Below are 21,111 nucleotides of genomic sequence, written 5' to 3'. Positions count from 1 at the left end.
GTGATGTGTGGCCGAGGTGGCGGATGCCAAATCAAGAGCCTTCACCACCGAAGATGCGGACTAACCCGACAATGAGAAGCGTGGCGGCTTGCTATGAGACTGGGCACGCGGTACGCTTGAGATCACAAATATGGTGCAGTTGGAGTCCAAAGGAGCGGTTCGATGCAATTGAAACTGACGAAGAGGACAGTGGACGGGATTGTGGCAATCGAATGCAATGGGCGGATTGTGTTTGGGGACGAGGCGGCGCTGTTGCGGGAGGAAGTGAAAAAGGCGATTGAGGGGGGTGCCAAAAGGATCGTTTTGAATTTGGGAGAAGTGAACTACATCGATTCAGGCGGGCTGGGGACGCTGGTGGCGCTGCATACAACCGCGCAAAGGGCCGGAGCCACGATCAAGCTGGCCAACCTGACCCGGCGCGTGGTTGATTTGATGCAGATCACCAAGCTGTTGACGGTATTTGAAGTGCATGATTCGGAGTATGACGCGCTGGAGGCGTTTCGGACGGCGGCGTGATCAAGCCCCCCACTTCTCGCGCAGAGGACGGACGAGAAATGGGGCATCCGGCGTGACTTCAGAACGCGCGCTCCGAGGTGGGGTAGGGATTCTTCGATTGCGCAAGCCGTCGCTGGGCGAGTCGGCTTCGCCTCGCTGAGGATGACAAAATCCAAGAAACATTCTGAGGCGGCCGGCAAGATGCGGCTGCGCATTGAGCAGGCGATTCGTGCGATCCCGCGGGGAAAAGTCTCGACCTACGGAGGCGTTGCGCGCGCAGCGGGATTTCCAGGAGCGGCGCGGCAAGTGGCGGCAGTATTGCGGCGAGGATTTGGACTGCCCTGGCAGCGCGTCCTGGGCGCGGGCGGCGCGATCAAGCTAACGGGAGACTCGGCGATCGAGCAGCGGTTGCGGCTGGAGGCCGAAGGGGTGCGTTTTCGCGGGCGCAAGGTGGATATGAAGGCGTATGAGTGGAAGGCGGCGAAGCAGAGAATCGTTAGATCCGGTACAACACCCACTCTAACCTCGCAAAAGGCGCGACGTTAGAGTGGGCTACCCAATCGTTCTCAGCTACGTGCATTTCTCGTCTTGAACTGTTCGTCGATTTCCACCTGATATCCCGTCACCACCTTGTTGGTTTCGTTGGCCATGCCGACGACCGCCATCAGTTCCTGGAACATGGCGTCGGTCATGCCTTTCTTTTGCGCCGACACCGTGTGCGACGCGATACAGTAATGGCACTGGTTGGTCACGCTCACCGCGACGTAGACCATTTCTTTGGTGAGCGGGTCGAGAGCGCCGGGCGCCATGATCTGCTTGATGTCCTCCCAGGTGCGCTTCAGCGTCGCGGGATCGTGCGCAATGGCCTTCCAGAAATTGTTGATCCAGTCGGTCTTGCGGGTCGCCATGATGTCGTCATAAACGGCGCGGACCTCCGGGGTGGCATCTTTATATTCGATTAGGCCTAGGGTGGACATGCGAGCTCCTGGGTGCGATTAACGTCAAAATCAAAAGCTTACCGCAAAGGCGCTAAGAAAGGCCGCAAAGATCGCGAAGAGGCCCGACAACCCAGATCCCGCGTCGGGCAAAGTACGCCCGCCTCGGGATGACAATGCAATTTTCTCATGCCTGCACGGGCAGCAGTTCGCCGCCAAGTAATTTCTCCAGGTTGGCAGCCGGGACTCTTACTCCTACGTAGAAGTGGCCGAAGAGCGCGTAAACGGCGCTGACTTCGTCGAAACGCATTTCATAAATCAGCTTCTTAAAGACCAGAGGTTCTTCAGCGAAAAGGTCGACGCCCCACTCCCAGTCGTCGAAGCCGATCGAACCGCTGATGATTTGTCTGACTTCTCCGGCGTAGCGGCGGCCGATCATGCCATGGTCGCTCATCTGGCGCGCGCGCTCTTCAATGGGAAGCTTGTACCAGTTCTTTTCTTCGCCCCGGCGGCGATCCATTGGATAAAAACAGGCATAACGGTGCGGCGGAATTTCAGGAAACAAGCGCGGACGCATGGCTTCGGCGTGGCGGTTCAGCTTACAGGCGATTTCGGCTTTCCACTGATCGGAATGCGGCTCGATGCCTTGATCGGTAAGCTCTTTGTAGATTTTGACCGTGGAGTCGTAGAGTCCGAGTTCGATGATGGAGAGATAGGAAGAAGTGGGCTCGAGATAATCGCTGAGACGAAGATGGGCGAGTTGGAGTTCGGCCTGATTGAGATCGGAAAAAGATTCGCGAAAGTGGATGATCATCAGGTCGCCCTTGTGGCCGATGAGAGAAAACAGCGCGGATTGACCTTTGTCATTTTTCTCCATCGCGGCAAGGGCGTTCGAGGCCTCTTTCGCGATGGCCGATTTTTCCGCGGTGGGCAAGGCGCGCCAGGCGGGCCAGCGCAGCCGCATCATCTGATGGAGAACGCTGTAGCCCTCCGTGGTGAGCGGGACAGCCGGGATTTCCGCAGCGGTTTGGGGACGGGGTGGGTGGGTTGTGGACATGCGCGCCTCTTTCCGGTTCTTCCGGGGAAAAGGATATTGTACGCGGTGATGCAGGACCGCCAAAACCCGAGAGCCAGTTCGCGACTAACCGAGCATAGTTGCATCCGCATGATTCACCTTGATGATCACCGAGGCGATGTCGTCTTTTTGCGGCTCGTGGCAGGCAAAGCGGACCGCCTCCTGATAGAGTCCGTCGACGAGATGATGCGCCGGGCGATGGCGATGAGTAACGAGATAATCGAGCGCGCCGCTGGCTCCCCATTCCGCGCCGTCGGGCGTAGCCGATTCGGTGATGCCGTCGGTGAACAGCACCAGAAGCTGGCCGGAAGTAAGCGTGATCGACGGATTTGCTGAGTAAGCAACGTCGGGAAACAGTCCCAGGGGCGGGCCACCGCTCTCTAACGTGTGTTCCGTCGAACCGGCTGGGTCGAGGACATATCCAGGAATGTGGCCGGCCCCCGCAAAGACCAACGACCGTGAACTCAGATCGAGCGAAGCGAGCATCAGCGTCACGAAGCAACCGGTGCCCAGGTCGTCGAGCAACATGCGATTGACCTGGGTCAATATCTGGTCCACTTCCAAACCCATGGCGGCGAACGAGTGCACATACGCGCGCGTAAGAGCCATAACCAGGGCAGACCCAAAACCATGGCCCTCGACATCGCCGACGGCGATACAGAGGCGATGGCTGGGTAGAGGAATGAAGTCGAAATAGTCACCGCTGGTTTCATAGGCAGGATAGGCCGCAGCGGCCACATCGAAGCCCGGCACGCTGGGCGCTGCACGATAGAACTTCTGCTGAATCTGGCGAGCCAGACGGAGTTGAACTTCCTGCTCCTGACGATTCAATGCCTGAGTAATATCGCGAATCACGGTGACGAAATGCGAAGTGTTGCCCGCTTCGTCGGTGATTGGACTAATCGTCTCTTCCACCTGATAGATCTCGCCGGTTTTCTTGCGATTGGCGAACGTGGCCTGGAACCTGCGCCCGGCAAGCGCTTCGCTCCAAAGGCGCTGGTAGAAGGATGAATCCTGCTGGCCTGCCTTCAGAATGCGAGGAGTACGGCCGCGGACGTCGTCGGCGCTGAAGCCAGTAATAGTCTCGAATGCGGGATTGACGTACTGAATGAAACCGTGGCGGTCGGTGAGGAGAACGGCGTCCGCAATCTGTTCCACCACCTGAGAAAGCAATGCGCTGGTTTGCCGCGAAAGGCGGCCTTCGGTGACATCGCGAAACAATACCAACGCGGATGTGATGAAACCCTGAGTATCGCGAATCGCGCTGGCCGTAACCCGGACCCATCTTCCTCGCGGAGGTTCAAAGCTCTGCACGAAGAACAGCTCATCGCAAACTTCTTCGCCGCGGAGCGCCCTGGCCATCGGACGCTGTTCCTGCGATAGAAGAGTCGCTTTGTCGGGAAGATGCCAGGCTGCGGTCGGCAACGATTCTGAGCTTCCGCGGCCCGACCCTTCGGATAGTCCTAGTATCTCGCGCGAAGCCCGGTTATGAAATCGCAAGTTCCCTTCCGCATCCATCAGCAGAACACCCATGGGAAGCGCTTCGAAAAGCCCTTCAAGATCTTGCGGGCCCGAGTCTTGCGCACCCAGCTTTTGCGCACCCGGCTCTTGCAAACTCCGGTCTTGCGGGGCACGAGCAGTTGCGAGTTGCATGCAGTCCTTTCTCAGCAGTGGCGGTTGGCCGCGAGTGGAATGGGGGAAGGCGAACACGATGGTGATCAGGGCACACGTTCGGCGGATCAGAAAAAGCATCGGCAGTTTGCGAGGAGGCTGGAGAGGACAGAGGTACACCAACCTTGGTCATTCGCGGGAGTCGCGAGCGCGAAAGGACATGGCCGAGAAACACATCCCGGCGAGACAAATTTCATGGGCGAGTATGTCGTCTGGGTAAACAGGCCGGCGGTTTTGCCTCAAGTTTCACCAAGGCAGACCGATGACACCGGTACGCGTTTGATGGTTCACGAGGCTGTCCCTGCTCGGGGAATAGACCGCATTAATACTCTGCCCAACAGGAGGCTCACCACGACGACGACCCTGGCGATCATTGACAACAGCTCGCAGGCTGGACCGGTGCACAACTCAAACCAGGATAAGAAGTTGTTGCGGGCGCTATTGGTTGAGGACGAGCCGGCAGATGTCGAACTGGCCCTCCGCGCCTTGCGGCAGGCCGGTCTGCAAGCAACGGCAGAGGTGACGCAAACCCCTGAGGAATTCACCGATCTGGTTAGAAAGAACTCATACGACGTGATTCTCGCGGACTACAAGTTGCCGAACTGGAATGGCATGGAAGCGGTGGAAGTGCTGCGTCAGGAGGGCCTGGATATTCCAGTCATCATGGTTTCGGGCGCGCTGGGCGAACGAACGGCGGTTGAGTGCATCAAGCAGGGGGCTGCGGATTACATCTTGAAAGATGATCTCACGCGCCTGCCGGAGTCGGTCCGGCGAGCCATGCGCGAGCGCAAGTTACGGGAAGATCACAAGCGAGCGCAGGAAGAGTTGGCCCGATCGAACCGCGATCTCGAGCAATTCGCCTACGTCGCCTCGCATGACTTGCAGGAACCCTTGCGTATGGTGGCGCTGTACACCGAACTGCTGGCGACACGCTACCGCGGCAAGCTGGACGATGATGCCAACAAATACATCAATTACGCGGTCGATGGCGCCGTGCGGATGCAGAAGCTGGTGCAGGATCTGCTGGCTTTTTCGCGGGTCGGGCGGCAGGGGACAACGCTCGGAAGCACCGATTGCGGCCTCATCGTGCGGGCCGCGTTACTGAATCTGGAGGCAACGCTACAGGAGAGCGGAGCGGTGGTGAAGCACGAGCAGCTTCCCGTAGTGATCACCGACGGGGCGCAGTTGACACAGGTATTTCAGAACCTGATCGGAAATGCCATCAAATTTCGCGGTGCGGAAGTTCCGGTGATTGAGGTGAGCGCGGAAGCGACGGCGAAGGAATGGATCTTCTCGGTGAAAGATAACGGCATCGGGATCGCGCCCGAGCACCGCGACGGAGTTTTCATCATATTCCGGCGGCTTCACACGCGCACCGAATATGCCGGAAACGGAATTGGACTTTCGATCTGCAAAAAGATTATCGAACAACTCGGGGGAAGAATCTGGGTGGAATCCGAACCTGGGCAGGGGTCGACGTTCAAGTTCACATTGCCCGTCAAAGCAGTATCGAGGGAAGGTTATGGAGAAAAAAATGAAAGCGCCTGAAATCCTGTTGGTAGACGACAATCCGGCGGACATCGATCTGACCAGCGAAGTGCTGGCCCAGAGTCAACAACGTTTCCACGTGAATTCGGTCAATGACGGAGCGGAGGCAATTTCTTTCTTGCGCCACCAAGGCAGGTATGCGTCGGCGCCCGCCCCCGACCTGGTGATGCTCGATCTCAACCTGCCGCGCCGAGATGGGCGTCAGGTGCTGGGGGAAATCAAGGCTGATCCCGCACTGGCGCGGATTCCGGTCGTGATTTTCACTACCTCGCAGGCGCACAGCGACATCTCCCGCAGCTACGAACTGGGAGCAAATTGTTATCTGCGGAAGCCCGGAAACCTGGCCGAATTTGTGGCCGCAGTCCAGTCGATGGCGCAATTTTGGCTTGGCTTCGCCAGCCTGCCCAGGAAGGAGAATCGATGAACGGGCACACCCCTCATGTATTGCTGATCGAAGACAACCCGGGCGACGCAGACCTGGTGCGCCTGCGGCTGGTACAGGGCACGTCGGGTCAAGACGTGAACTGCGTGCATCGCTTATCGGAAGGACTGGAGTCGATTAAAGAAAGCACTCCATCGGTGATTTTGCTGGACCTGAATCTTCCGGACTGTCAGGGGGCGGAAACTTTTCGCCGCGTTCTGGAGAAAGCTCCACATGTGCCGGTCGTGATCCTGTCGGGGCACGATGACGAAGCGTTGGCCATGAAGGCTCTGAACCAGGGCGTGCAGGATTACCTGGTGAAAGGATCGATCTCCAGCGGGAGTCTGGATCGGGCTATGCGTTACGCGGTGGAGCGGCAGGCGTTGCTGCGTTCCCTGGAGATGAGCCGGAAGCAGCAACTCGAGTTCAAGAATCAGTTCCTGTCGCATGTGTCGCATGAGTTGCGCACGCCGCTGACCTGCATTCATCAGTATGCGTCGATTCTCTTCGACGGAATTGCGGGCGAGGTGAGCGCGGACCAGAAAGATCATCTCAAGACGATTCTGAAGAGCGTGAATCAGTTGGGAGCGATGGTGCGGGACCTATTGGAGGCGAGCCGCGCAGAGTCCGGAAAAATCCGCATTGAGCCGCGCTGCGTAGCGATTGGCGATCTGATGGCGCAGGCGTCCACGATGATGCAACTGGTGGCACAGGAAAAGAAGGTCGCACTCGAAGTGAGTGTGGACGCAACAATCCCGCTCGTGCACGGAGACCCGGGGCGCATTCTCGAAGTACTGATCAATCTGATCGAGAACGCCATCAAGTTCACTCCCTCGGACGGCTCGGTGAAAGTGCAGGCCAGCGTAGTGCCTACCGATTCGGATTTCGTATATCTGTCGGTGGCAGACACGGGATGCGGTATCGATCCCGAGGCGCGAGCCCTGGTCTTTGAAAGGCTCTATCAGGATCCGAACGCAGTCGATAACGGCCGCAAGGGACTGGGACTGGGCTTATTCATCGCGAAAGAACTGGTCAGTCTGCATGGCGGACGAATCTGGGTGGCCAGCGAGCAGGGCGACGGCAGCACCTTTACTTTTACTCTGCCGCAGTACTCGCTGGCCAAGCTGCTGATGCCGGTCATTACTCACGAGGATAGCCTGCGCGATGATCTGGTTCTGGTGAAAGTTCAGTTGCGGCCGCTCTCCACTTCGCCGCGGGCCACATGGAGAGAAACCTGCCAGCGCTGCCTGGAGATTCTGCAACGCTGCGTTTACCTCGACAAGGATCTGGTGTTGCCGGCAATGACGTCAAGCGGTGCGCAGGAGACTTATCTGGTGGTTGCGTCCACGGACATGGAACGAGCCAGCATCATGATCGAACGAATCCGCCAGCAACTCGGTAAAGTGCCGGGCCTGGGCGGTACGGGCGTGTTGGAGATATCGGCTTCGCCGGTACGACTTCCCGATAAGAACGGCAACCGCTCCCTGCCCGAGCGGGTACAGGAAGTCGCGAACGTGGTAACGGAAATGGTGCGCGCGGTTCTGTGATCCAACGGAAAGATCCGAAGAAAAGGAGCGACAGTGAGATGAAATACGAACTTATGCAAAACACTCTGGGAGAAGAAGAAATGGAGATGAACAAAATGGCAGCTTCGAAAATCATGATTGTGGACGACGATCCGGATTTGCGACAGGCGCTCCGGCTGCGTTTGCGCGCCAACAAATACGAGACCGTGAACGCGGTGGACGGGTACTCCGCCATCGCCATGGCTTACAAGGAGCGGCCCGACCTGATCATTCTCGATCTGGGGCTGCCGGCGGGAGACGGCTTTGTGGTGCTGGACCGTCTGCAAAAGGACGACAAACTGTCGGAGATTCCGGTGATCGTATTAACCGCGCGCGACCCGCAGGCCAACGAGCGGCGGGTGCTGCGCGCGGGGGCTGCGGCTTTTTTTCAGAAGCCGGCCGACAATGCGGAATTGCTCGAAGTGATTCGCGCGACTTTGCTGGAGGCAGAGGCCGGAACAGCCCTGCCATCATGAAGTGTCCAGGGGGCGCGACGTCTGCGTGCCCTGGCACGGAGAGCATCTTGCGGCGGCTGGATGGATTAAGAATACGCCAGAAGAGCAAAGAACTCGCCCCTGGGAGGCTCCGGCCGGTCCCCGGATTCTCCAAGGCGTCGTCGCAATTCACGTCGTAGCGAGTAATCACATGGCCTCAGGAGGCGACCGTTATGCGAGACAACTTTCATTCGGCCATTGGCATTCCCGTTGTGAGCCTACCCTTGCGACGCTATCCCCGAACCTTGTATAGCGTCCCTATCACGGTGCGGCATTTGTGCTGGGATGGGGTGCGGACGACGCGGGGAATCAGCCTCGATCTGGGGGAAGGCGGCCTGGGAGCGTTACTGGAACAGATAGTGGTAGGAGACACGGTCGCGCTGGATTTCTCATTAAACGAGCGCTCCGTGAGTACGGTTGCCATCGTGCGCCACGCCAGCGGCGCGCGTTGCGGATTCGAGTTTGTGGGGCTGACCGCGGAGGAGAAACAGGAGATTGGGGGTAGAACCATCATAGTCGGCAAGCAACAAAATGTCCGGGCCTGAGCGGCCCTAAACCGACACGACTACAGGAATCTGCCCATTGACCTGTAGGGAACGCTGGAAGAGGATCGAGATAGCTTTACAACAAGGCGCGAACGGATCACGTAAGCCCGATCCCGACGCGCCTTCCGCGCTTTCTCCGTTGCGTTTCGTCAGAGGAATGACGAACGAATCCATTTCTGTGAGAAGGAGAGTGAATATTATGCAAGCACGAATGAAGAACCCAGCCATGATTCTTCCCGAGGTAATGCAGGGCATGCAGACTCTGAGCAAGGCCGTCAAACACAGCGGTGTATCGGAGCGCACGGTAGGACTGGTTGAGCTGCGCGCGAGCCAGATCAATGGATGCGGCGTATGCACGGACATGCATTGGCGGTTGATGAAGGACGCGGGCGAAAGCGACGAGCGCCTTTTTGCTGTAGCCGTGTGGCGCGACACCCCATACTTCACCGACGCCGAGCGCGCCGCACTGGCCCTGACCGAAGCGGTGACCCGGCTCAGTGATCGCCCCGATCCCGTGCCGGAGGCAATCTGGGCAGAAGCTGCTCGTCACTACGACGAGCACGCGCTGGCCGGACTTGTCTTGGCCATCGCGGCCATTAACCTGTGGAATAGGCTGAACGTGACCACGAAACAAGTCGCCAGCCCGGATCTGGTGAAGTACGCCGAGAAGCCGCAATGGGAGGAGCGCGAGGTCGGAGTCCGGTAACACTGAAATAACGACGCAGAAGATCTGCTCATATCGTATGCGAAGGTGTTGTTTCCGCACGATGGTATCACCAAGCAGGACTTGATCGACTACTACCGCCGGACCGCGTCCTGGATTCTGCCCCATCTCGAAGCGCGCCCATTGATGCTCGAACGATATCCGGATGGCATCGATGGGGCGACTCGACCGTCAATGCTCAACTTTCCTCACAAACCCGTCGTCACTCCACTCCTCCGAGCCCACGCCGTTGTGTGCGAAAAACAACCCCGTCGGATCGTATTTCTTTTTCACCGACGCCAGACCCGCATAGTTGCTTCCCCAGTAGGCCTGCTGCCAGTTCTCCTCGAAGAAATTGCTTTCGGATACGTAGGCTCCGCCATTCGGCGCCAGCGCGCGCAATTCATTGACGCACCGATGGATCTCCTGCCGGGCTTTCCGGCCCTGTGCTACATCTGGCTCATGGCCGCGCACGCCCGGATATCCGCCGCCCGCATCTCCCACGATTGCCAGCGCAAACGCGCTCAGCACGGCGGGATTCGTCGCCGTATCGCGTGTAACTTCGATCGCCTCGCGCGGCGCTCCCGCCAACCCTTTGTTGAAATGCAGTTCGATGTTCTTATGGCGGGAACCGGCAAACAGCGCTCGGGCAAGCCGTTCTTGCGAATTATCTTCGAGGAGCGATGCTGGCATCCACAACGATTCGTATCCGTATAGGAACCAAGCCACCTGGCCCCCGTCTCCCGTCCACCACGCGTTGTTCGAACTCACTCCAGGACGCTGGTCCAAACTAAAAACTGGCAAATGATTCTGCTTCGCCCACTCTACGTCCCACCAATGCCGAGCCGGCATACTTCCGAAAATCGGTTGTCCCTCGATGGTGTAAGCGCCCGGCGAGAGCGCTACCCAGTTCAGAAAGGGCTGCCATAGCTTTTTCACTTCCTCCGTGCTCAAGTCGTGGCACACCATCAACAGATCGAGGACATTCCCACTCGTGATGCGGGCGTGTTCGCCCCAGTGATCGTTGAAGAGATGTTCCCGATAGAAACCGACGAAGTAGCGCAGCAAACGCCGAAACGCGTCGTCCGACGCGGCCTTCACCGTAAGAATTGCCGCACCCCAAAATTCCGGCAGTTCTCGCACGCGCAGCGTTACCTTGCTCACCGCGCCGAACGTTCCTCCTCCACCGCCCTTTAGCGCCCAAAACAAATCTGAATTCTGACAGGCATTGGCGATCCGCACTTTGCCATCCGCAGTCACAACTTCCGCCTCCAACAATCCCGCCGCCGCGGTTCCATAGTGCTTCGAAAAACTTCCAAAGCCGCCGCTCTGCACCAGTCCCCCCACGCCAACGGTAGTGCAGCCGCCCCCTTGCACATATCCGCCGCCTTTGGTCGTCACCGCATCGTACGCTTGCATCCAAATGGCACCAGATCCTATCGCGACTGCGCGCTGTGGGCTGTGCCCGGCCCTGCATCCTTGCGGAACAAATGCCTCATGCATGGTGATATCGTGCATCTCCCGCGTCCAAACGAGCAGCGAATCCGCCGCATTCGACGTGCCCTGATAACTGTGCCCCCCGCCCTTCACCACCAGGCGCAAATCATTTTCCCGTGCGAAGTTCACCGCTGCTGCAATGTGCTCCGGATTCTTTGCCGCAATTGCGTAAACGCTCGGTTTGCTCACCCAGGCGTCAACCCAGCCCAAAGTTTGCGTCAGGCCGGCCTGATCCCCGATGTAATAGGGATTGCGAATATTGTTTAGCAGGTTCTGGCAGTCCGCACTTCCCGCATCCTTGAGGCAAGCCTCGATTGGAAATTTCACCGAAATCAAATTCCCCTCGACCGCATCGTTCAAGCGTTTCCAGGCCGGATGGGAAGGCCAATTGGCATCCGACGGCCGGCGTCGCCGAAACGCAGTACGAAGACCCGCCACGTTCGATTTGGGCTCGGTTGGGGCAGCGCGCGCAATATTCTTCTCGGTCGCCGATAAAGAACGCGGCAACACCGGACTCAGTGCAGCCATCGCAGATCGTTTCAAAAATGTTCTTCTGTCCATAAGAACCTGGAACCCTTGCCTCGGCAGCAAGCGACGCCGGCGCAATCGTTATCGGCTGTTCGTTCATATTAAAGGATTCTCCCAGGACCAGATAGCCGAGCCTGAGCCGTGCGCAATCCGTTGCGCAAGTCAGTTGGATCTGAGAAGTTGCGGGCGCCGGCCGGCGATTTTCTTTATTGCGTGTTTCATCGACATGTTAGGTTTACAATTCTAAGAGCGTAGTTCGCTACGTTCGTCTCTCGCTGGCCAAACATCCAAGGTCAATGAAGGGAACTCCCATGCCGCCCAGTAATTCCCTTTTTGCACGAACCGTCACTGGTTGGGTAGCTCGCTACACAGTGGCTTTGTCTTCACTTGCGATTGCGCTCGGCCTCGGGCGCGTGTTGAGCCCCTTCTGCGGTAACCTTGCCCCTTATGCCCTATCGTTTATGGCGCTCGTGCTTTCCAGTTTGTACTGTGGCGTCGGCCCATCGGTGGCGGCAACGATTCTTGACTTGTCTGGCCTCAAATTTTGGTTCATCGCGCCCACCCACACATTTCAATTGTTGACGCTGAAGTCGGCTCTTGAAATGGCGACCGTCCTGCTCGTCTCGGCAGGTGTCATAGCGATGGGAGAGATACGCCATCGAGAATACGAAGCACTCCGCCGCAAACAAGGAAATCTGGAAGATCGAGTCCAACACCGGACTGCCGAACTCGAAAAGGCGAATCAGAGCTTGCGTGAGCTTACCGCTCGCCTCATGCAATTACAGGATGAAGAGAGGCGACGCATTGCCCGTGAATTGCACGATAGTGTGGGGCAGATATTGGCTGCTCTGACTATGAATCTCACGACGGTGAGTGCCGACATTGAAAAGCTCGTCCAAACTGGAAAGATTGTGAGCGATAGCCTGGCGCTGGCCCAGGAAATGCATAAAGAAGTCCGCACCGTCTCCTATTTGCTTCATCCGCCACTTCTGGATGAGTCGGGACTCGCGTCGGCTCTCCGCTGGTACGTCGAAGGCTTCTCTGAACGCAGCAAAATTAAGGTCCAGTTGGAGATTCCAGACGAGTTCGGCCGATTGCCACAAGAAATGGAAACGGCTATTTTTCGCACTGTGCAAGAGTGTCTCACGAACATTCACCATCACTCTGGAAGCGCTGTCGCCGCTATTCGAATCACCCGCTCGGCGGACGAAATTCGCTTGAATGTTGAGGATCGGGGAACCGGAATCCCGAGCGACAAGTTACAGGAAGTAATGTCGGCCGCCACTCCCGGAGTTGGCGTCAGAGGCATGCGCGAACGAATGAGGCAATTAGGCGGCAGCTTGGAGCTACGGTCGAACGCAAGCGGTACCTCGGTTGAGGCTTGGCTGCCGACCCCGTCCTCAGTGCTGGCCACTTCGGAAGTGGCGGCGTAGAGCGCGACGAACTGATCCGGCCGAACCAAATCTTCCGTCTATTTCCGGGAATGCGGCCTTGCGTCCAGCAAAACTGTCAAACGATTATCAATAATTCCGCATCGAAGTCTCATGCATTCGTTGCGATCTGAACCTCAGATGACGGAAAGAGTTGGGTTTGCAAACGTGGCAGTCATGAAACCTGACGCGGCCGCCCGTCTGATTGTGGTCTCGAACCGCCTTCCTCTCACGTTGCAGAAAACAGAAGACGGCTGGAACACGGTGCGAAGCTCGGGCGGTCTGGCGAGCGCGATGAACCCGCTCCTGGGAAAAACTGGTGGGGAGTGGATCGGGTGGGCTGGCGATGGGGGAGGGGATGAAGCCAACGAACAGCGCCGTGCCATTCTTGCCGAGTGGGAGGAAAAAGAACACTGCTTCGCAGTGGATCTTCCCGAACCTGTGGCCGCGGGATTCTATGAGGGCTATGCGAATCAAACTCTCTGGCCAGTCTTTCATGATTTCCCATCTCAGTTGAAGTTCAATGCGAAAGACTGGGACGCGTATGTCGAGGCGAACAGAATCTTCTGTGATGCGGTAGTCAAACGTTATCGCCCCAACGATTTGATTTGGGTGCATGACTACCATTTGATGCTCTTGCCGGGGATGTTGCGTGACAAACTGCCGGAGGCTGCCATCGGCTTCTTCCTGCATATCCCCTTTCCATCTTCTGAAATCTTTCCGGTATTGCCCAAACGCGAGGAGCTTCTGGAAGGCCTTCTCGGAGCCGACCTGCTTGCCTTTCAGACCCACGGGCATTTGCAGCAGTTCCGCGCGACGCTGCTTCGAGTGCTCGGGATGGAAAGTAAGATCATGCAGGTCGCAGTGGGAAGCCGGCCCGTTCGTCTGGAGGCGCTTCCGATCGGAATCGCTCCTGAGGAATACACGCGCCTGTTGACCGACGATGAGAAGACAGTCCGGCAATACGCGGAATGGGTTGAGCGTTACCGTGGACGAAAGGTGCTGCTCGCCGTCGATCGACTGGATTACACCAAAGGCGTCCCGGAGCGCTTACATTCCTACGCCTACCTGCTCCAAGCATCGCCGGAGCTTAAAGAGAAGGTCATCCTGATTCAGATCGCTGTACCTACCAGGGAAGGTATCGACAGTTACAAGGACTTGCGAACCGAGGTGAACCGCCTCGTCGGGGAAATCAACGGCAAAATCGGGACGCCCGAGTGGACCCCTCTGGTCTACATCAACCGCTCGATTGAGCGCAGCGAACTCGTAGGCCTGTACAAGTTGGCGGATGTCTGCTGGGTCGGGTCGCTTCGCGATGGAATGAACCTGGTTGCAAAGGAATATGTCGCGTGCAAAGCCGAAGGCGACGGCGTCCTGGTTTTGAGTGAATTCGCCGGCGCCGCTGCCGAGATGGGAGAGGCGCTTCTGATTAATCCCTACGACGAGGAGCGTACGGTTGCCACCATCAAACGAGCCTTAGATCTCGATGACCAGGAGCGTCGCTTACGCATGACGGCGCTTCACAATCGGGTTCTTCGAAACAATGTCTTCCATTGGGGAGACCGGTTTGTCGCCGCCCTGCAGGACGCAGTATTGGAACGCGGACGCTATATCGATACGCAACCGCAGCGCTTGCGAGCTGGTGAAATCCGGCAGGCCTACTTGCGTGCAACTCGGCGCTTGCTCATTTTCGATTACGACGGAACCCTCGTGCCGTTCGCGAGGCGGCCACAGCAAGCGGCGCCGCCTGCCACAGTACTCGAACTTCTGGAGAGGTTGGCTTCCGATCCCAAGAATCTCGTCGCACTCATGTCAGGCAGAGCGGCAGAAAACCTGGATCGTTGGTTCGGGAAGGTTCCAGGATTGTGGTTGATCGCCGAACATGGAGCCGAGATAAAACCCCGATCGGCATCCTCATGGGAACCTCTACGTGCGCAAGTGGCCGCGGATTGGAAGCCGACCGTTATGCCCATTCTCGAGCACTTCGTCGATCGCACACCGGGCAGTTTTATCGAACAAAAGGAATACTCGCTCGTGTGGCACTACCGCATGGCAGAGCCGGAGTTTGGAGAATGGCTGGCGAATGAACTCGTATCCATGTTAGAGGCCATGCTTGCGCAGACAGAGCTCAGGGCATTTCGAGGAGAGAAGATTATCGAGATCAAGCCGGTTTGGGCCAACAAGGGCGAGGCGCTCGAGCGATTGCTGCGAGACTCCCCCAATCCTGATTTTATCTTTGCCGCTGGCGACGATCGTACCGACGAGGACCTTTTCGAGCGCGTGTCCAATGATGATGCCTGGACCGTGCATGTCGGTGCTGGACCGACTCGCGCCTCATTTGTGGTGCCGGACTTCCAAGCCTTGCGCAGCACACTGCAATTGTTGGCGGAATCTGACAACGCCCGTCGCGCGTCTTAACTGCCTACGCCGCTACACCCCCGCTAGCCGGCGATATTCAGACGTTCCGACGCGCATATCAGAAGTCATTCCCGGGCCAATGTTTTCTTTCTATGTTTCTTTCTATCGTGCCGAACGCCGTTTTTTCTTGGCCACCGAGGATGCCTGCTTGCCTAACGCAGTGCGCACCGATTTTGGCAGATGCGAAATCGTACGTTTTCTTTTCGCTGCCGCGGCGGCTTTCTTAATGTTCTTTCGTGCTGCGCTCTTCTGTTTCGTAGATGCCATAGCTTTCCCCTTGAAGTCCGCTCACATCATTCTTCGATGCAGTATTGGACTGAGGGGGTAGTCCAAACTTCAGTAAGGCGAGATTCGGTGTTACGACTCACCATCGACAGTCCAAAGTCGCACGCTTTCTAGGAGGGGCATAAAATCCACCAATTCTTACAAGCATTACTGGAATTGGTGTATGGACGATGCCGCAACGATTGCCGAAAATTAAAGCATATCGATTCTTTTATGGAGGTTGATTGTGAAAGCTGTAAGTTACGAAGAAACCCGCAAGATGGCGGTTTCGGATCACCCGAAGCCGAAATTGAAGTCTCCAACCGACGCACTCTTAAGAGTTACCACCAGCGGCATTTGCGGAAGCGATCTTCATATGTACGACGGACGCACCTCCCTTGAGAAAGGGACTGTGGTCGGCCATGAAATCATGGGAGTGATCGAAGAAGTGGGCGATGCGGTTTCCAGTATCAAGAAAGGCGACCGCGTCGTTTTGCCGTTCAATATTGCCTGTGGATTTTGTTACAACTGTCACCGTGGCGACACTCATTCCTGCCTGACGATGAATCCGGAGGGCGCAAGCGCCGCCTATGGTTACGCCGGAATGGGCCCGTATGCCGGAGGCCAGGCGGAATTCGTACTCGTGCCGCACGCCGATTTCAATTGTTTGAAGCTGCCAGGAACTCCGGGAGATGAGTGGGAAGACGATTTTCTGCTTCTCGCCGACGTCTTCCCAACCGGCTACCATGCCACCGAACTGGCGTGCGTGAGCCCCGGCAAAACCGTCGCCATCTTTGGAGCAGGCCCGGTCGGATTGCTGGCCGCGTACAGTTCCATTCTGAAAGGCGCTTCCGAAGTCTACGTCGTCGATAACGTTCCGGAGCGGCTGGACAAGGCCAAGGAATTGGGCGCCATCCCCATAAACTTCAGCGAAGGAGATCCGGTCGAACAGATCTTCAAATTGCGGAAGAAAAATAAAGGCATCCAGCAAAGTCATCGCCCGGGGGAAGAAAAACTGGAAGGCGTCGACTGCGCGATTGACGCGGTCGGCTACCAGGCTCGCGACGACAAGAATCCGGGCAAGGAGAAACAGACGCAGGTTCTCGAAAATGTGATTCGTGTCGTGAATCCCACGGGCGCGGTTGGACTGATCGGCGTCTATCTTGCGCCCGACCCCGGCGCCGAGAATAAAGACGCTAAGAAAGGAATCTTCCCGGTGCCGCTTGCAGATCTCTTCGACAAAGCGCTTAGCCTGGGGAGCGGGCAGGCTCCAGTCAAGCGCTACAACGAATATCTGCGGGACCTGATCGTGAATGGCCGCGCCAAGCCCAGCAAGATTGTAAGCCATCACATCGGCATCGAAGAGGCACCGGAAGCTTACGAGAAATTCGATCGGAGGGCGGATGGCTACACGAAGATTCTGATCAAGTTCGGCGCAGAGAAGAAGGCCGCCTGAATTGAGCGAGGCCGGCGATGGGTTCGTCGGCCTCTATGCGTTTGCACTCTGTTTGCACTCTGAAGGTAATTGAATGATCCGAGAATTGCTCTCTCGCTGGCCTTTGATTCAGCAGCTTCGGACCGGCTCCGATGGAACCGGGATTGAGGCGATGACGGATCGCACGCGCAATCTCCAACCCAAAATCAGCGGCGCAGAGGTAGCGCGTTCGATCTGTCCTTACTGCGGTGTGGGCTGCGGGCAGCTCGTGTTTCACAAAGCGGGCAAGCTGGTCTCCATCGAAGGCGACCCGGAATCGCCGATCTCGCGAGGGCATCTTTGCCCCAAGGGCGCAGATACCTATGAGTTGCATACGCATCCCGGCCGACTGAAAACAGTCAAGTATCGGGCGCCCTATTCCCGCGAATGGCGCGAAATTCCCCTGGCCAATGCCATGGACATGGTGGCCGAACGTGTTTGGGATACGCGCGAAAGAAGCTTCGCAGAATCACGCGACGGCAAATCGCTGATGCAGACAACGGCGTTGGCTCATCTTGGCGGTGCAACTCTCGACTGCGAAGAAAATTATCTGATCAAGAAACTGTTCACCGCAGGACTCGGAATGGTGTGCCTGAGCAATCAGGCACGGATATGACACAGCTCCACTGTGCCCGGTCTGGGCACATCCTTCGGGCGCGGCGGCGCGACTACTGCGCAACAGGATCTCAGTAACTCCGACGCCATTCTTATTATGGGCTCGTCGATGGCAGAGAACCATCCGGTCGGCTTTCAGTGGGTCATTGAGGCTCGCGAAAAAGGCGCCAAGATCATCCATGTCGATCCTCGTTTTACTCGAACTTCGGCGATGGCCGATGTTTGGGTTCCTCTGCGCGCGGGAAGCGACATCATTTTCCTGGGCGCGCTGGTTCACTACGTGCTGGAAAACAAGAAAGAGTTTCGCGAGTACGTCGTTCCCTACACCAACGCGTCGACCATCCTCCGACAGGACTTTCGCGATACGGAAGATCTCGACGGATTATTTTCTGGATGGGACGAAGAGAAAAAGAAATACGATCCGGAGTCATGGCTCTACGCCGGCGCCCCCCCGAAGGAAGAAGTCGGCGGCATAGCCGGACATTCGGAAGTCGGTGGCGGACACGGAAAGGACCGCGGCGGAGAAGCTCAGGATGCCGGCGAGTATGGATCTGATCCGACGCTGCAACATCCGCGCTGCGTGTTTCAGGTCCTGAAACGCCATTTTTCTCGCTATACGCCGGAGATGGTGGAACGATTCTGCGGTGTTCCGAAAGATGTATTTCTCAAGGTCGCCGACATCTTCTCATCTGCCTCAGGACCGGAAAAAACCGCCGCGATCTGTTACGCCGTTGGATGGACGCAGCATTCTAAGGGCGTGCAGATTATCCGCACTGCTTCCATTCTTCAGTTGCTTCTGGGAAACATCGGGCGCCCCGGCGGCGGAATTCTCGCACTCCGCGGTCATGCCTCCATTCAAGGTTCGACCGACATCCCTACCCTTTACGATATCCTGCCCGGCTATCTGCCAATGCCCTTCTTCGGAGAAGAATCCCGCACGCTCGATGTCTACCTAAAGAAACACAGCTCTCGAACCGGGCTCTGGTCGAGCTTCGACAAATACTTCATCAGCCTGATGAAGGCCTATTACGGGGCTCAGGCAACTCAAGAAAATGAGTGGGGCTTTCACTGGCTGCCGCGCGTGACCGGCGACCATTCACACTTTGGCTATTGGCTCGACATGGCCGATGGCAAGCTCGACGGCTTGTTCGTAATGGGCCAGAACCCGGCCGTAGGCGCTTCAAACGGGCGTCTCCAGCGCAAGGCACTGGCGAAACTGAAATGGCTTGTCGTACGCGACATGGTGGAAACCGAAACCGCATCCTTTTGGTATGCTTCGCCGGAAGTTGAACGTGGTGAACTTTCTCCAGATTCAATCGGCACCGAAGTGTTTCTGTTTCCGGCCGCTGGGACTGCTGAGAAATCGGGGACTTTCACGAATACTCAGCGCCTTCTTCAGCATCGGGAAAAGGCTGTCGATCCTCCGGGAGATGCGCGCAGCGAAACCTGGTTCATGGTTCACCTGGGCCGCCGCCTGAAAGCAAAAGCGCAGCAAGATTCAACCCACAAAAATGCTGCATTACGAGCGCTGACCTGGGACTATCCAACCGAAGGCCCGCTAGCCGAACCGCAAGCGGAAGACATACTGCGAGAAATCAATGGATGGTCCCTGCCCGATCGCAAACAACTCACCCATATCAAAGATTTGAAAAACGATGGTTCCACTGCATGCGGAGCCTGGATTTACTGCGGCGTCTTCCCGGAAGAACATCGCAACCGCGCCAATGAACGTCACTCCAGGGATCTTCTTGGACATGGCTGGGGATTTGCCTGGCCCAACGACTGCCGCATCATTTACAACCGCGCATCCGCGAGTCCCGACGGCAGACCGTGGAGTGAACGCAAGAAATTAATCTGGTGGGACGAAGCAAAACAGGAGTGGACGGGACTGGATAATCCGGACTACGAAAAGAAAACGCCTCCCGACGCTCCCGCCGACATTCACAACGGCCACGGTACGAAGGCTCTGGGCGGCGCGAAGCCGTTTATGCTGCATCCGGACGGTGTGGGTTGGCTATATGTCGCAAGCGGACTCAAAGACGGCCCACTCCCGGCGCACTATGAGCCGCTGGAGTCTCTCCTTGAAAATCCGCTCTACGATCAGCAGACCAATCCCGCTGCCGATCGAAAAAAGCGGCCGGACAATCCCTACGCCGCCACAGATGACGCGCGGTTTCCTTACATCCTCACAACTTACCGCCTCACGGAGCACCACACGGCAGGCGGGATGACGCGCTATCTTTCTCATCTCAACGAATTGCAGCCGGAGCTGTTCACTGAAGTTTCTCCGGAATTGGCTGCCGAGCTCAATTTACAGCATGCTGAATGGGCGACTATCATTACCGCCCGTGCCTTGATCGAGGCGCGCGTGCTGGTGACACCGCGCATGCGGCCGCTGCGCATCGATGGACACGACGTTCATCAAGTCGGCCTTCCTTATCACTGGGGATATCAGGGTCACGTGACCGGTGACATCGTAAACGACCTGCTCGTCATCAGCGAAGAACCCAATGTCCGCATTATGGAAACCAAGGCGCTCACTTGCAACATAGTTCCGGGCCGCCGGGCGCACGGACGACAGGCCCTGGAGGAACTCGGGGCGAAAGTAGGATTAACGGCATGAGCGTGACTGCATTCCTGACGGATTCGACTTTATGCATCGGGTGCAAAGCTTGCGAGGTCGCTTGCAAGGAATGGAACGGCATCGCCGACGACGGCCTGCACTGGAACGGATTTTCTTACGACAATACTGGTGCCGTTGGCGCTTCCACCTGGCGCCATGTGAAATTTGTGGAACAACCTCCCGTGCCTGGTTTAGGCGGAAATGCAGGAGAGCAAACCTCGTGGACGTTTTCTTCCGATGTCTGCAAGCACTGCGAGGAAGCGGGATGTCTGGAGGCTTGTCCAACCGGTTCGATCGTGAGAACAGAATTTGGCGGAGTTTTCATCCAGCCGGATGTTTGCAATGGCTGCGGATACTGTGTGACAGCGTGTCCTTTTGGGGTGGTGGAGCGAAATCAAGAAGACGGTCGCGCATTCAAGTGCACGTTTTGCTACGACCGCCAGAAGGCTGACTTGGTCCCGGCCTGCGCCAAAGTGTGCCCGACCGAGTCGATCAAGTTCGGTGAGATCGAGGATTTGCGAAAGAAAGCCGAGAAGCGTCTGGAAGAATTACATCGGAAGGGTATCGACGACGCAACCATCTATGATCCGCGCGATACCAGTGTTGGCGGCACTCACGCAATGTTCATCGTCCGGGGCGACCCGCGAAGCTACAATCTGCCGCCCGCTCCCGAGGTGCCCACCGCATATCTGAAGAGAGCATGGACGTCATCTGCGATCGCGGGCGCGCTTCTTCTCGGCGGAACGCTGCTTGCGTTTTTGTCGGATAGCAAGAGCAAATAGAGAGAGTTCAGAGAAGAAGCGACACCGA

18 protein-coding genes are annotated in these 21,111 nt (G+C 57.2%); 13 read left to right on the top strand and 5 right to left on the bottom strand.

Annotated features, from left to right (window positions below; all coding sequences use genetic code 11):
- Window positions 1–162 precede the first annotated feature (162 nt).
- The gene (locus tag VGM18_03175; protein HEY3971976.1) at window positions 163–516 is read left to right on the top strand and encodes an STAS domain-containing protein; all 354 of its coding nucleotides are present in this window, start codon (window positions 163–165) and stop codon (window positions 514–516) included.
- A gap of 141 nt (window positions 517–657) precedes the next feature.
- Entirely contained in the window at window positions 658–1,041 is a 384-nt protein-coding gene (locus VGM18_03170; protein HEY3971975.1) for an MGMT family protein, read from the top strand.
- A gap of 20 nt (window positions 1,042–1,061) precedes the next feature.
- Here VGM18_03170 and VGM18_03165 read toward each other — a convergent pair whose 3' ends face one another.
- The 3 genes from VGM18_03165 to VGM18_03155 all read right to left on the bottom strand — a co-directional run bounded on the left by VGM18_03165 (window position 1,062) and on the right by VGM18_03155 (window position 4,158).
- Complete coding sequence (locus tag VGM18_03165; protein HEY3971974.1) at window positions 1,062–1,472, bottom strand: carboxymuconolactone decarboxylase family protein; 411 nt, start codon at window positions 1,470–1,472, stop codon at window positions 1,062–1,064.
- Between the two features lie 145 nt (window positions 1,473–1,617).
- Window positions 1,618–2,487, bottom strand: coding sequence for a hydrogen peroxide-dependent heme synthase (hemQ, locus tag VGM18_03160; protein ID HEY3971973.1), 870 nt, complete (start codon window positions 2,485–2,487; stop codon window positions 1,618–1,620).
- Window positions 2,488–2,571: 84 nt separating this feature from the next.
- Window positions 2,572–4,158 (bottom strand): SpoIIE family protein phosphatase, encoded by a 1,587-nt coding sequence (locus VGM18_03155; protein ID HEY3971972.1) that lies wholly within the window; start codon window positions 4,156–4,158, stop codon window positions 2,572–2,574.
- A gap of 213 nt (window positions 4,159–4,371) precedes the next feature.
- Between VGM18_03155 and VGM18_03150 the strand changes: the two genes are divergently transcribed.
- From VGM18_03150 to VGM18_03125, 6 genes are all read left to right on the top strand, one after another.
- Entirely contained in the window at window positions 4,372–5,724 is a 1,353-nt protein-coding gene (locus VGM18_03150) for an ATP-binding protein (GenBank protein HEY3971971.1), read from the top strand.
- Window positions 5,711–6,148, top strand: a complete 438-nt coding sequence (locus VGM18_03145) for a response regulator (protein ID HEY3971970.1) — start codon at window positions 5,711–5,713, stop codon at window positions 6,146–6,148. Before VGM18_03150 ends, VGM18_03145 begins: the two co-directional genes overlap by 14 nt.
- The gene (locus VGM18_03140; GenBank protein HEY3971969.1) at window positions 6,145–7,692 is read left to right on the top strand and encodes a hybrid sensor histidine kinase/response regulator; all 1,548 of its coding nucleotides are present in this window, start codon (window positions 6,145–6,147) and stop codon (window positions 7,690–7,692) included. Before VGM18_03145 ends, VGM18_03140 begins: the two co-directional genes overlap by 4 nt.
- A gap of 38 nt (window positions 7,693–7,730) precedes the next feature.
- Window positions 7,731–8,186: a response regulator gene (locus tag VGM18_03135; GenBank protein ID HEY3971968.1), complete on the top strand. Its 456-nt coding sequence runs from the start codon at window positions 7,731–7,733 to the stop codon at window positions 8,184–8,186.
- 191 nt (window positions 8,187–8,377) lie between these two features.
- Window positions 8,378–8,749 carry a PilZ domain-containing protein gene (locus VGM18_03130; GenBank protein HEY3971967.1) on the top strand — a complete coding sequence of 124 codons (372 nt, stop codon included), beginning with the start codon at window positions 8,378–8,380 and terminating at the stop codon, window positions 8,747–8,749.
- A gap of 199 nt (window positions 8,750–8,948) precedes the next feature.
- Window positions 8,949–9,455, top strand: a complete 507-nt coding sequence (locus tag VGM18_03125; protein ID HEY3971966.1) for a carboxymuconolactone decarboxylase family protein — start codon at window positions 8,949–8,951, stop codon at window positions 9,453–9,455.
- A 189-nt stretch (window positions 9,456–9,644) separates the two neighbouring features.
- Here VGM18_03125 and VGM18_03120 read toward each other — a convergent pair whose 3' ends face one another.
- Complete coding sequence (locus VGM18_03120) at window positions 9,645–11,492, bottom strand: FAD-binding protein (GenBank protein ID HEY3971965.1); 1,848 nt, start codon at window positions 11,490–11,492, stop codon at window positions 9,645–9,647.
- 296 nt (window positions 11,493–11,788) lie between these two features.
- On the opposite strand from VGM18_03120, the gene VGM18_03115 reads away from it, so the two are divergent.
- On the top strand, window positions 11,789–12,910 hold the full coding sequence (locus VGM18_03115) for a sensor histidine kinase (protein ID HEY3971964.1): 1,122 nt from the start codon (window positions 11,789–11,791) through the stop codon (window positions 12,908–12,910).
- A 174-nt stretch (window positions 12,911–13,084) separates the two neighbouring features.
- Window positions 13,085–15,325: a bifunctional alpha,alpha-trehalose-phosphate synthase (UDP-forming)/trehalose-phosphatase gene (locus tag VGM18_03110; protein ID HEY3971963.1), complete on the top strand. Its 2,241-nt coding sequence runs from the start codon at window positions 13,085–13,087 to the stop codon at window positions 15,323–15,325.
- 102 nt (window positions 15,326–15,427) lie between these two features.
- On the opposite strand, the gene VGM18_03105 is transcribed toward VGM18_03110, so the two are convergent.
- Window positions 15,428–15,592: a hypothetical protein gene (locus VGM18_03105; protein ID HEY3971962.1), complete on the bottom strand. Its 165-nt coding sequence runs from the start codon at window positions 15,590–15,592 to the stop codon at window positions 15,428–15,430.
- Window positions 15,593–15,836: 244 nt separating this feature from the next.
- Between VGM18_03105 and VGM18_03100 the strand changes: the two genes are divergently transcribed.
- From VGM18_03100 to VGM18_03090, 3 genes are all read left to right on the top strand, one after another.
- Window positions 15,837–17,045 carry a glutathione-independent formaldehyde dehydrogenase gene (locus VGM18_03100; GenBank protein HEY3971961.1) on the top strand — a complete coding sequence of 403 codons (1,209 nt, stop codon included), beginning with the start codon at window positions 15,837–15,839 and terminating at the stop codon, window positions 17,043–17,045.
- 73 nt (window positions 17,046–17,118) lie between these two features.
- Window positions 17,119–20,301, top strand: a complete 3,183-nt coding sequence (gene fdh, locus VGM18_03095) for a formate dehydrogenase (GenBank protein ID HEY3971960.1) — start codon at window positions 17,119–17,121, stop codon at window positions 20,299–20,301.
- Complete coding sequence (locus tag VGM18_03090) at window positions 20,298–21,083, top strand: 4Fe-4S dicluster domain-containing protein (protein ID HEY3971959.1); 786 nt, start codon at window positions 20,298–20,300, stop codon at window positions 21,081–21,083. The genes fdh and VGM18_03090 overlap by 4 nt, the downstream gene beginning before the upstream one ends.
- Window positions 21,084–21,111 lie beyond the last annotated feature (28 nt).

This window comes from Candidatus Sulfotelmatobacter sp. (genome assembly GCA_036500765.1).
GTDB lineage: Bacteria > Acidobacteriota > Terriglobia > Terriglobales > Acidobacteriaceae > Sulfotelmatobacter.
Note: the sequence above shows the minus strand (reverse complement) of the source record. Positions and strands in the feature narration are given on the sequence as shown.

What these genes read in the sequence shown, in the direction of transcription:
- hemQ (HEY3971973.1), bottom strand. Translation starts at nt 2,487, where the DNA reads ATGTCCACAACCCACCCACCCCGTCCCCAAACCGCTGCGGAAATCCCG.
- VGM18_03115 (HEY3971964.1), top strand. Translation starts at nt 11,789, where the DNA reads ATGCCGCCCAGTAATTCCCTTTTTGCACGAACCGTCACTGGTTGGGTA.
- VGM18_03155 (HEY3971972.1), bottom strand. Translation starts at nt 4,158, where the DNA reads ATGCAACTCGCAACTGCTCGTGCCCCGCAAGACCGGAGTTTGCAAGAG.
- VGM18_03130 (HEY3971967.1), top strand. Translation starts at nt 8,378, where the DNA reads ATGCGAGACAACTTTCATTCGGCCATTGGCATTCCCGTTGTGAGCCTA.
- VGM18_03110 (HEY3971963.1), top strand. Translation starts at nt 13,085, where the DNA reads ATGAAACCTGACGCGGCCGCCCGTCTGATTGTGGTCTCGAACCGCCTT.
- VGM18_03170 (HEY3971975.1), top strand. Translation starts at nt 658, where the DNA reads ATGACAAAATCCAAGAAACATTCTGAGGCGGCCGGCAAGATGCGGCTG.
- VGM18_03105 (HEY3971962.1), bottom strand. Translation starts at nt 15,592, where the DNA reads ATGGCATCTACGAAACAGAAGAGCGCAGCACGAAAGAACATTAAGAAA.
- VGM18_03165 (HEY3971974.1), bottom strand. Translation starts at nt 1,472, where the DNA reads ATGTCCACCCTAGGCCTAATCGAATATAAAGATGCCACCCCGGAGGTC.
- VGM18_03145 (HEY3971970.1), top strand. Translation starts at nt 5,711, where the DNA reads ATGAAAGCGCCTGAAATCCTGTTGGTAGACGACAATCCGGCGGACATC.
- VGM18_03140 (HEY3971969.1), top strand. Translation starts at nt 6,145, where the DNA reads ATGAACGGGCACACCCCTCATGTATTGCTGATCGAAGACAACCCGGGC.
- VGM18_03150 (HEY3971971.1), top strand. Translation starts at nt 4,372, where the DNA reads ATGGGCGAGTATGTCGTCTGGGTAAACAGGCCGGCGGTTTTGCCTCAA.
- VGM18_03125 (HEY3971966.1), top strand. Translation starts at nt 8,949, where the DNA reads ATGCAAGCACGAATGAAGAACCCAGCCATGATTCTTCCCGAGGTAATG.
- VGM18_03135 (HEY3971968.1), top strand. Translation starts at nt 7,731, where the DNA reads ATGAAATACGAACTTATGCAAAACACTCTGGGAGAAGAAGAAATGGAG.
- VGM18_03090 (HEY3971959.1), top strand. Translation starts at nt 20,298, where the DNA reads ATGAGCGTGACTGCATTCCTGACGGATTCGACTTTATGCATCGGGTGC.
- VGM18_03175 (HEY3971976.1), top strand. Translation starts at nt 163, where the DNA reads ATGCAATTGAAACTGACGAAGAGGACAGTGGACGGGATTGTGGCAATC.